The following is a 9,819-nucleotide window of genomic DNA, read 5'->3' as shown; positions in this document are numbered from 1 at the left end:
GTGCTGGATCGTCCGCCTGCCATTCGCGCTGAAGGCCTGTGCGTCGACTATGACGGCGTGCGGGTCGGCCCCTTCGACATCGATTGCCCCGCAGGCTGCATCACCGCGATCGAGGGCGCGACGGGCACCGGAAAATCGACCGTGCTGCACGCGCTGCTCGGCACGGTGTCCGTCTCAGCGGGCCGCATCGCCATCGACGGTCACCCGCTGGAGAACCGGGGGCTTCGCGGCTCGGTGAGCTGGGTCGGTCAGGCCGTATCCATCCTGTCGGGGACACTGGCCGAGAATATCCGGCTGGCCCGGCCGGGTGCCAGCGACGAGGCTGTGCTTGATGCCGCCCGCCGTGCGGGGCTCACCGCAGTGATGGAGGCACGCGAGGGACTGGCCACGTGGCTCGACGTCGAGGGGGCCGGGCTCTCGGGCGGCGAACGACGCCGGATCGGCATTGCGCGTGCGCTATTGCGTGATGCGCCGCTCTGGCTGCTCGACGAGCCCACCGCCGACCTTGATGCCGCCACGGCAGAGGTTGTGCTCCATGCGCTTCGTTCGGCCATGGCGGGACGGACGGTGCTGCTCGTCACCCACGATCCGCTGCTGGCCGCCACCGCCGATAACAGGATTGCTCTGCCATGAGCGAGCTTCGCGGCCTGCTGCGGCTCGTGACCGCGCCGAAACGGCGCAGCTTCCTGGCGGCCGGCGCCTGTGCTGTCGCAGCCGGTCTCGCCGGATTGGCGCTCGTCGCGCTGGCGGGCTGGTTCATCGCCGCCGCTGCGGTCGCGGGCGCCGCGGGCGTCATCGCGGTGCAGGCGTTCAACTATCTGCTGCCGAGCGCGCTGATCCGTCTGCTGGCCATATTGCGGACAGCCTCGCGCTATGGCGAGCGGCTGTGGTCGCACGAGGCGGCGCTCTTCTCTTTGGCGACACTGCGCACGCGGCTGTTCGAATTGATCGCCGCGCGCTCTGCCCGCGTTCCTGCCGGTACGGTGAATGAGGCCATCCTTGTCGATGTGGCGGCATTGGAAGACCGGCTGATCCGCCGACCGTCGGATGCCGGGGCGCTCGCGGCGGGCATAGCCTGCGTCGCTGTGACGCTTGCGGCGGGAATGGCGGCGACATGTGCAGTGTTGTTGATCTTGGCGTCGATGCTCGCCGTTGGCCGTTATGCGGCCGGCTGTTGGCTGCCGGATGCGGCAATGCGGATGCAACAGCGGATCGGCGCGCTGCGGACCCGTATTGGCGACCGCGTGGCTGCGGCGCCCGAGATTCTGGCCTACGGCCTCGAGCCCGTCGTCGAGCAGGAGATCGCGCAAGCGGGCTGCAAGGCGGATCGCGCCAGGCTTGCCTTCGCCCGTATCGAGGCCTCGGTCACGGCCTTGCCGATGATCGCAGGCGGTCTCGCGGCCGGCGCGGTGTCGTTGCTCTCCACCGCCGACCTGCCGTGTACGGTGATGGCGCTGTTGGCGGTGCTGGCTGGAACGGAACAGTTGGGCAGTATCATTCGGTCGATGGCGCGAGACGCGGTTGCCCGGGCGGGGCTCGATCGTCTGGCCGGGCTGGTCGTTGCGGGTGACGCCGTCGATAGTGAGCCGGAAAGCGAACAAGACCCGCCTGCCGTACCAGGAGATGAGACCGGCCTGCAGTTGCGGGACGGCGAGCGCCTTGTGATCACGGGACCCTCGGGGAGCGGGAAGACGACATTGCTCGAAGGTCTCGCCGGTCTGCGCGAGGCGGGATCGCTTGTGCGACTTGCCGATAGTTGCCCTGAGGAAGGCTATCTCGCGGGTGCGGGTGTCCGGCGCTGCGCACTGGCGCCGCAGTCGGGCGGCATCATCGCGGGAACGATCGCGGACAATCTGCGGCTTGCCGCGCCGGGGCTGGCGGACGAGGCGCTCTGGGAGGCGCTGCGGATCGCGTGTCTGGAGCGTGAGGTTCGCGCGATGCCGGCGGGGTTGCTGACCTGGGTCGGTGACGGCGGCCTGCGGCTCTCGGGCGGTCAGCGCAAGCGCCTGACGATCGCCCGCGCGCTGCTCGCCCGGCCGTCCTGGCTGCTGCTGGACGAACCGAGCGAAGGTCTCGACCCCGCGACGGACCAGCAACTCTGCCGAAACCTCGACGCCTGGCTGCATCGGACAGGCGCCGGCCTGGTCGCTGTAACCCATCGCGACGCTGTCCGCGCGCTGGCGACACGGCAGATGACGCTCGGCAATCGCGAACCGTCAGCCCAGCAGCGCGCTGGCGCTCTTCCATAACATGTAGGCGGCGACCACGAAGATCAGCGCCGCGAAAACCAGCGTCAGCTGACCGGTCCTCGCGCCGAGCCGGCGCGCGAGCCGGGTTCCGGCAAGGGTGCCGACCGCGCCGCCCAGGACGAAGAGGCCGGCGAGCGGCCAGTCGACGAGGCCGGAGAAGGCATAGTTTGCGGCCGTGGTGATGCCGAAGGCGGTGACCGCGACGAGCGACGTGCCGACCGCGAGTAGGATCGGCATGCCGGTCGAGGCGACCAGTCCGGGAACGATCAGGAAGCCGCCGCCGATACCGAAAAACCCCGAAAAGAGTCCCGAGACAAGGCCGTAGCCGACGACCTTGGGCGCCTTTTCGCGGTTGCATTCGGCGCCGGGGTCTCCAGGATTGCCGCGCCCCTTGATCATGAACGTGCCGACCAGCAGCATGACCAGGGCGAACAGGAAGAGCAGCTTGTTGCCGTCGACCATCTTGCCGAGCGTCGAACCTGCCAGGGCGCCAAAGATGCCGGCGGCGGCGAACATGCCACCGCAGCGCCATTTGACGTTGCGGGCATGGGCGTGATTGATGAGGCCCGCCGCGGCGTTGGCGGCGACCGCAAGCGCGCTGGTGCCGATCGCCACATGCGGACTGGGAACGCCGACGAGATAGACCATGAGCGGCACGGCGAGGATCGAGCCGCCGCCGCCGACCAGTCCCAGGCTGAACCCCACGAGCATGCCCGAGGCGATGCCGAGGACATATTGCAAGGGTTCGAGGATCATCTGCCGACGCCGATCGCTTGCGGTCTGGCCAGCCATTCGCGGCCCTTGAGCATGCCGTGCCAGTAGATCGGCGGCAGCAGGCGGTCCTTCAGGAACCAGGCGCGGCGGGTCGGTTTGCGTCCGTCGAGCAGCCAGGCCGGAAAGCTCGGCAGGAGCTTGCCGCCATAGCCGAACTCGGCAAGCACGATGCGTCCGCGCTCCACCGTCAGCGGACAGGAACCGTAACCGTCATAGGCGGCCACGGGTTCACGGCCATCGAGTGCTGCCAGCAGGTTGATGGCGACCACCGGCGCCTGCTTGCGCGCAGCGGCCGCGGTCTTGGCGTTCGAGGTGGCCGCGGCATCGCCGAGCGCGAAGATGTTGCTCCAGCGCGGATGGCGGAGCGTCGCCGGATCGACGGCGATGAAGCCGCTCTCGTCGGCGAGCGGGCTCACGCGCACGAAGTCGGGTGCGATCTGCGGCGGCACGGCATGGAGCATGTCGAAGCGGCGTTCGACGAGGCGAAGCCCATCGCTGCCGGACTGTTCGAAACAAGCGACGCCGGCCGGGCCGTCGACTGATACGAGCCGGGAGCCGAGGCGAAGGTCGATCCGGTAGCGTTGGATATAGGACATGAGCGCGGGCACATAGTCCGGCACGCCGAACAGCACCGCGCCCGCCGTGTGAAACTCGGTATCGATTCCCGCCAGCGCCCCGGTCCGTTCCCAGCGATGGCAGGAGAGGTACATCGCCTTTTGCGGTGCGCCCGCGCATTTGATCGGCATGGGCGGCTGGGTGAACAGCGCCCGCCCGCGCGTCAGCCGCCGAGCCAGATCGCAGGTATATGGCGCGAGGTCGTACCGATAGTTGGAGGTGACGCCGTGCTGCCCCAGCGATCGGGCAAGGCCGGGGATCGCATCCCAATCGAGCTTGAGACCGGGAGCCGCGACAAGCGCCCGATAGGCCAGTTCGGAGCCGCCCTCGAGCCGGACGCGGTTCTGTTCGGGCAGGAAAGCGGTGACCGCCTGGCGGATCCAGCGAACCTGTCGTGGCATGACGTCTGCCATCGGCCGGCTTGTCGCCTCCGGTGCGAAGACGCCGGCCCCCACCAGCGTCCATCCGGGCTGGTAGTAATGTGTGCCGGAAGGCTCGACCACCGTGATCGAAAGGTCCGGGCGGCGCTTGAGCAGACTGGCGGCGCAGGCAAGCCCGGCGCTGCCGCCGCCCACGATCACGACGTCCTGGACGCCGGGTGCGCTGCCGCCGGCCTTCATGGCTGCCTCGTAGATGGCTCTGGAACGCGCGCCCGTGCGGCAGAACGCCAGCACCGGTCCAGGCATCGCCGCGAGCGCGCCGCGCATCGCCGCGGCATCGGCAGGCGCGATATCGCGGGTGGCGACAGGCAGATGGGCGAACGCGATGCCGAGCCGGCGCGCGGCCTCGACAATCTGCGCGGCGGGTGGCTGGCCGGCATCTTCGCCATCGGGACGATTGCAGATGACCGAGCGGAAGCCTGCGGCTGCGATCGCGGTCATGTCTTCGGGCAAGAGCTGGCCAGTGATGGAGAACTCTTCCGTCACGGCGGCGATCGGGTCCATGGTCATTCCTTTGAGATGAAGCGACTGGCCGCCCACAGCCGGTGCAGAAGCATCCCTGCGAGCATCGCCGCGAGAAACGGCAGGACGGCGAGCGGCGCGATGGCGAGGTTGGCGACGGCGGGTCCGGGGCACAGGCCGGCGATGCCCCAGCCCAGACCAAACAGGAGTGCTCCGATCATCAGGGGCGCATCGATCCGCCGCGTATCCGGAAGCGCGAACGCCGGTCCGGTGAGCGGCCGAAGCATCCGCCGTTGCAAAAGCCAGGCGGCACCCATCGGGAGCATGGCTCCGAGCATCACGAAGCCAAGCGTCGGATCCCACGCCCCCAGCACATCGAGAAAGGCGCGCACCCGAGCGGGATCGAGCATGCCGGACAGGGCCAGGCCCGCGCCGAAGATCGTGCCGCACAGAAGGGCGATCAGGGCGCGCATGTCAGGACCCGGCAGCCAGGCGCATGATTGCGACGCTGGCAAAGCCCGCTGCCATGAAGAGCGTCGTGGCGACCAGTGAACGCGGCGACAGGCGTGAAAGGCCGCAGATGCCGTGCCCGCTCGTGCAGCCACTGCCGAGCCGCGTCCCGAAGCCGACCAGCAGCCCCGCGAGGATCAGGGTGAGGATCGAACCGGGGATTGCCACCGACACCGGGCGGGCCAGCGTGACGAGGCCCGCTCCCAGGGGAAGGCCGAGAGTGAAGGCGATCGCCACCATGCGGGATTGCGACAGCGAACCGATGCCGGTCGCGCCTGCGATGAGCCCGCTGATCCCGGCAATGCGTCCCAGCCCCAGCAGCATCAGCGCGCTGGCAAGCCCGATCAGCAGGCCGCCGAGAAAGCCGAGGCCCGGCGCGGCGTCCGGGAAGATCGCGCTCACAACGCGTTCAGCGGAAGCTTGAGGTAGCGGGTGCCGTTGTCTTCGGGCTCGGGCAGATGCCCTGCCCGCATGTTGACCTGGATCGATGGCAGGATCAGCCGCGGCATGGCCAGGGTCGCGTCGCGCGCTTCGCGCATCGCGACAAAGGCATCTTCGTCGATCCCGTCGTGGACGTGAACGTTCGCCGCGCGTTGCTGCGCGACGCTGGTTTCCCAGCGGTAGTCGTCACGGCCGGGCGCCTTGTAGTCGTGGCACAGGTACATGAGGGTTTGCGGTGGCAGTTCCAGCAGGCGGCGGATGGACCGATAGAGGGTGCGGGCATCGCCGCCGGGAAAATCCGCGCGCGCAGTGCCGTAGTCGGGCATGAACAGCGTATCGCCGACGAATGCCGCGTCGCCGATGACATAGGCGAGATCGGCCGGCGTGTGGCCGGGCACGTGCAGCACCGTCGCGGGAAGCTCGCCGATCCGGAAGACGTCGCCATCCTCGAACAGGCGATCGAATTGCGAACCGTCGCGTGCGAAGTCGGTGCCCTCATGGAAGAGCGCGCCGAATGTCTGCTGGACCGTCAGGATCGCCGCGCCGATCGCCAGCGTTCCGCCGAGGCGGCCCTGCAGATAGGGCGCGGCAGAGAGGTGGTCGGCATGGGCATGGGTTTCGAGGAGCCAGTCCACCGCGAGGCCTTGTTCGCGGACATAGGCGATGATCGCGTCGGCCGAGGCGAAGGACGTGCGGCCCGACGCAGGGTCGAAATCGAGCACGCTGTCGATGATCGCGGCGCGCAGGGTCGCGGGGTCGTGAACAACATAGCTGACGGTGTTGGTCGCTTCGTCGAAGAAGGCCTTGACCGTGGGACCGCGCTCAGTGGCTGCTTCGATCTGCTCTGCGGCGTGACGTAGGGGCGAGTCCATCAGGCACCTCGATTACTTAACTAGAAATATATGTATGTGTGTAATCGTGTTGCGTCAACCGCCCGAAAATGAGAAAAGACCGAAATGACGGATACGGAAATGCGGGCAGCGGTTGCCCTGCGCATGGGCGACCTCGCGCCCGACTTCGAGGCGCGAACCACCAAGGGGCCGCTGCGGCTGTCGTCGTTGCGCGGGCGCTGGGTGGTGTTTTTCTCCCACCCCGCGGACTTCACGCCGGTCTGCACCACCGAATTCGTGGCGCTGGCCAAAGCGCAGCCGCGCTTTGAGGCGCTCGGCTGCGTCCTCCTCGGCCTTTCCATCGACAGTCTTTACTCGCACATGGCCTGGGTGCGCGCGATCCGCGAACTGTTCGGCGTCGCCATCGATTTTCCGATCGTCGAGGATCCGTCCATGGCGGTCGGTCGGGCCTACGGGATGCTCGACGAGGCCGCACGGGATAGTTCCGGCTTGCGCGCGACCTATTTTATCGACCCTGACGGCATCATTCGCGCGATCATCCACTATCCGATGACGGTCGGGCGCTCGGTCGAGGAGATGCTGCGCCTTCTTGCCGCATTGCAGGCGGCGCAGGGCGGCGATCGGCTGGTGCCCGAGGGCTGGCAGCCCGGCGAGCCTTTGTTGCTGCTTCCCGCCGAGGATGGAGGGGCGGCCGACTGGTTTTGCCGTCGGGCGTCATGACGCCGCTTTACGAAAGCCGCACGCAGGCGGACCTCGCGGCCGAAAAGCTGAAGGTGTTCGCCCAGCCGCAGCGCCTGATGGTGCTCTCGCTGCTACTCGCGCGCGGCGAGCAGAATGTGAGCGAGATCGACGCGGCGACCCGGATCGGTCAGCCGGCGCTCAGCCAGCAGCTGGCCGAACTCCGTAAGGCGGGCATGGTCACGACGCGTCGGCAGGCGAAGCAGGTATATTACCGGCTGGCCGATGCCGGGACCACGCTTTGCGTGCGTAGTCTTGAAGCAATTTTCGGCGAAGGCGCCGGGAGTGCGCTACCGGGCCTCCATACCCAAGCGGAGACCATGGGCATCGACGTGCCGCCAAGTGCCGCTGGGTTTGCCAGAACCTTCGGTTGAAACGCTCTATCGGTATTCGACACCTAAGTTGCTAATCGCACTTGGCGCGATGCTGGTCTCACCCGCCTTATATCGCGTTTGCTGACAGGTTTCGGCGCATTGAGCAAGTATGTCGCCCAGTCGCTCATGAGCCTGCGACGCTTTAGGAAGGCATCGCCGCGCCGGTAGGCGCGTTGGGTCTCGTCTCCGACCTGATGGGCCAGCGCGTGCTCGACGATCGTTTCGGCGTGATCCGTCATGTCGCCCATGTAGTCGCGGAACGAACTGCGCATCCCATGCACGGTGTAGTGGCCTAGCTTCATCCGCCGCAGAACCATCGTCATCGACATATTCGACAGCGACTTTCCTTGCTTCTGGCCGGCAAACACAAAGGCGTTGGGGCGACGATTGCTGCTTCGGCCGATCTCCTTGAGAATGGTCACGGCGCGGTCAGACAGCGGAACGCGATGCTCGATGTTCATCTTCATGCGCTCCTTTGGTATCGTCCAGACGGCATTGTCGAGATCGAATTCTGACCAGGTCGCCTGAAGGGTCTCGTTCGTTCGGGTTGCGGACAAGATCGTCAATTCCAAAGCACGCGCTGCGAGCGCAGGACGAGTGCGCAGCCGCGTATAAAAGCCTGGCATGTCTTCGAACGGGATGGCGGCATGATGGGTAACGTCGGTCTTCTTGCGACCACGCGGAAGAAGGTGGATGAGATTGCCTCGCCAACGGGCGGGGTTCTCCCACGGCCCGTTGACGTGCTTAGCGGCTTTAGCCGCATCAAGGATGTTCTCGATCCTGCCGCGTAACCTGCTGGCCGTTTCTGGAACCGATCGCCAGATGGGGCTCAGGATAGCGACGACATCGTCCGTCGTAACGGCATCGACCGGCTTGTCCAGAATTGGACCGGCGTAGGTCGATATCGTGTTACGCCATTGCTGACGATGCTTGGGATTTTTCCAACCCTCTTCGTGCCTCGCAATGTAGGTTTCCGCGAAATCGCGAAAAAGCGGCGCGCCTGAGGGTGGGGCAACGGGCTCGAACGATGCCTTAGCCTTCTTGGGGATGATGGCTTTCTTCGCCTTTTTCTCAATGAGGCGGTCTCGCTCCTCGGCGGGGTCAAGGCCATCGGCGACTTGCGCTCGCGCGAGCGAGGCGGCTTCCCGCGCCTTCGCCAGCGAAACATCGGCTGCGGCGCCGAGCCCCATTTCCCGACAAGTCTTGTTGCGCTGCCAGCGGAAGACCCACCGCCGCGACTTATCTGGATCGATACGAAGCCAGAGGCCGCCTCCATCTCCATATTTTCCAGGTTCCTTGAGCGTCTCAACCCGGCGGGCGCTAAGTTTGTGAATTCCTCGTGCCATGTCGTCCTCGGCAAACGGCGAGGCCTGAAGGGGCAAAACTGCCGCCCCATTTGCCGCCCCATTTGAGTCGCGGAATGCTGCGATCTGACACGAACCAATGCGAACGAGTTCGGATCAAAAATCCGCAGAAAGCTCTTTAATTTCCGAGGGATATAGAGCACAAAATGGGCGGGAATTCAATGTTATGGAAACCCCGGGTTCGAATCCCTCCCGCTCCGCCATCACCTTGTTTTCCTGCATTCCCAGCGAACCGAAAAGCCCAGCGTGCCCCGGTCTTTCGGACTGATTGGCGTCCCACCTCATCCCCTCGCATCTGTCTGTGACCGATTTGGCGTGTGGTAAAAAGCGCGGGCGCAGGCCCGACATCGGATTGGGCAACGGATCGAAGGTGACGCTCGCTGTCGCCCGCGATCGGGCGCGCGAGGTGTGGACCTGGGTGGAGCTTGGCCTCGACCCTGTGTTCGAGAAGCGCAAAGCGGACGGCATACCGACATTCAGGGAGGCCACGGCCAAGGTCTATGCGGCCAATCGAAAGAGTTGGCGCGACGAAAAGCATGAGGGCAATGGCTGCGAAACGCTGGGTGGACGAACCGCACACGGCGAAGGGCTACCAGTCGGACTATGATCTCCTGATCATCGTCAACGACAAACGGCTGACCGATCGGGTGACCTATTGGGCGAAGCTGGAAGCGCGCCTTTATGCCGAACAGACGATCACCAAGGCGATCCGGACGCCGATCAATTTCATCATCCAGACGCTTAAGGAGGTGAATGCCGGCCTCGCATGGCCGCTATTTCTTAAGGGACGTCGCCAGGGACGGCATCGCGCTTTACGAAAGCGATGACACCGAACTGCACCAGCCCAAGCCCAAAACCCCCGCCCAGGCGCTCGCGATAGCCCAAGAATATTTCAACGAATAAATGCCGAGCGCATCAGGGATGTTGGAAACGGCAAGATTCAGCGCCAATCAAGGCCGTCTCGCCGATTGTCAGGAAGGCGATTGGTCGTCCGAGGGCAT

Annotated in this window: 11 protein-coding genes and 1 pseudogene; 6 read left to right on the top strand and 6 right to left on the bottom strand. The window is 65.9% G+C overall.

Annotated features, from left to right (window positions below; all coding sequences use genetic code 11):
• Both C100_RS26045 and C100_RS26040 read left to right on the top strand, forming a co-directional pair.
• Positions 1 to 633: ATP-binding cassette domain-containing protein (locus C100_RS26045; protein ID WP_024017942.1), on the top strand; the 633-nt coding region annotated here is incomplete at its 5' end.
• On the top strand, positions 630 to 2,249 hold the full coding sequence (locus C100_RS26040) for an ATP-binding cassette domain-containing protein (protein ID WP_024017941.1): 1,620 nt from the start codon (positions 630 to 632) through the stop codon (positions 2,247 to 2,249). The genes C100_RS26045 and C100_RS26040, both read left to right, overlap by 4 nt.
• On the opposite strand, the gene C100_RS0123785 is transcribed toward C100_RS26040, so the two are convergent.
• Genes C100_RS0123785 through C100_RS26020 form a run of 5 tightly spaced genes read right to left on the bottom strand, consistent with a single transcriptional unit; the run spans position 2,217 to position 6,363 of the window.
• Positions 2,217 to 3,005: a sulfite exporter TauE/SafE family protein gene (locus tag C100_RS0123785; RefSeq protein ID WP_031308445.1), complete on the bottom strand. Its 789-nt coding sequence runs from the start codon at positions 3,003 to 3,005 to the stop codon at positions 2,217 to 2,219. The genes C100_RS26040 and C100_RS0123785 overlap by 33 nt on opposite strands.
• Positions 3,002 to 4,588: a bifunctional protein tyrosine phosphatase family protein/NAD(P)/FAD-dependent oxidoreductase gene (locus C100_RS26035; RefSeq protein ID WP_024017940.1), complete on the bottom strand. Its 1,587-nt coding sequence runs from the start codon at positions 4,586 to 4,588 to the stop codon at positions 3,002 to 3,004. The genes C100_RS0123785 and C100_RS26035 overlap by 4 nt, the downstream gene beginning before the upstream one ends.
• Positions 4,585 to 5,013 (bottom strand): DUF6691 family protein, encoded by a 429-nt coding sequence (locus C100_RS26030; protein ID WP_024017939.1) that lies wholly within the window; start codon positions 5,011 to 5,013, stop codon positions 4,585 to 4,587. The genes C100_RS26035 and C100_RS26030 overlap by 4 nt, the downstream gene beginning before the upstream one ends.
• 1 nt (position 5,014) lies before the next feature.
• Positions 5,015 to 5,452 (bottom strand): YeeE/YedE family protein, encoded by a 438-nt coding sequence (locus tag C100_RS26025; RefSeq protein WP_024017938.1) that lies wholly within the window; start codon positions 5,450 to 5,452, stop codon positions 5,015 to 5,017.
• Complete coding sequence (locus tag C100_RS26020) at positions 5,449 to 6,363, bottom strand: MBL fold metallo-hydrolase (protein WP_024017937.1); 915 nt, start codon at positions 6,361 to 6,363, stop codon at positions 5,449 to 5,451. Before C100_RS26020 ends, C100_RS26025 begins: the two co-directional genes overlap by 4 nt.
• A gap of 84 nt (positions 6,364 to 6,447) precedes the next feature.
• On the opposite strand from C100_RS26020, the gene C100_RS26015 reads away from it, so the two are divergent.
• Positions 6,448 to 7,062: a peroxiredoxin gene (locus tag C100_RS26015; RefSeq protein WP_024017936.1), complete on the top strand. Its 615-nt coding sequence runs from the start codon at positions 6,448 to 6,450 to the stop codon at positions 7,060 to 7,062.
• Positions 7,059 to 7,454, top strand: coding sequence for an ArsR/SmtB family transcription factor (locus C100_RS26010; RefSeq protein ID WP_024017935.1), 396 nt, complete (start codon positions 7,059 to 7,061; stop codon positions 7,452 to 7,454). The genes C100_RS26015 and C100_RS26010 overlap by 4 nt, the downstream gene beginning before the upstream one ends.
• Positions 7,455 to 7,477: 23 nt before the next feature.
• Here the strand turns inward: C100_RS26010 and C100_RS26005 are convergent, their stop codons facing one another.
• Entirely contained in the window at positions 7,478 to 8,836 is a 1,359-nt protein-coding gene (locus C100_RS26005) for a tyrosine-type recombinase/integrase (RefSeq protein WP_024017934.1), read from the bottom strand.
• A gap of 283 nt (positions 8,837 to 9,119) precedes the next feature.
• Between C100_RS26005 and C100_RS48500 the strand changes: the two genes are divergently transcribed.
• Positions 9,120 to 9,425: an integrase arm-type DNA-binding domain-containing protein gene (locus C100_RS48500; RefSeq protein ID WP_327194921.1), complete on the top strand. Its 306-nt coding sequence runs from the start codon at positions 9,120 to 9,122 to the stop codon at positions 9,423 to 9,425.
• Positions 9,379 to 9,718, top strand: a pseudogene (locus C100_RS26000) (nucleotidyltransferase); the annotation flags it as partial. The gene C100_RS48500 and the pseudogene C100_RS26000, both read left to right, overlap by 47 nt.
• Between the last annotated feature and the right edge of the window lie 101 nt (positions 9,719 to 9,819).

It is taken from the genome of Sphingobium sp. C100 (assembly GCF_000508185.1).
Lineage (GTDB): Bacteria > Pseudomonadota > Alphaproteobacteria > Sphingomonadales > Sphingomonadaceae > Sphingobium.
Note: the sequence above shows the minus strand (reverse complement) of the source record. Positions and strands in the feature narration are given on the sequence as shown.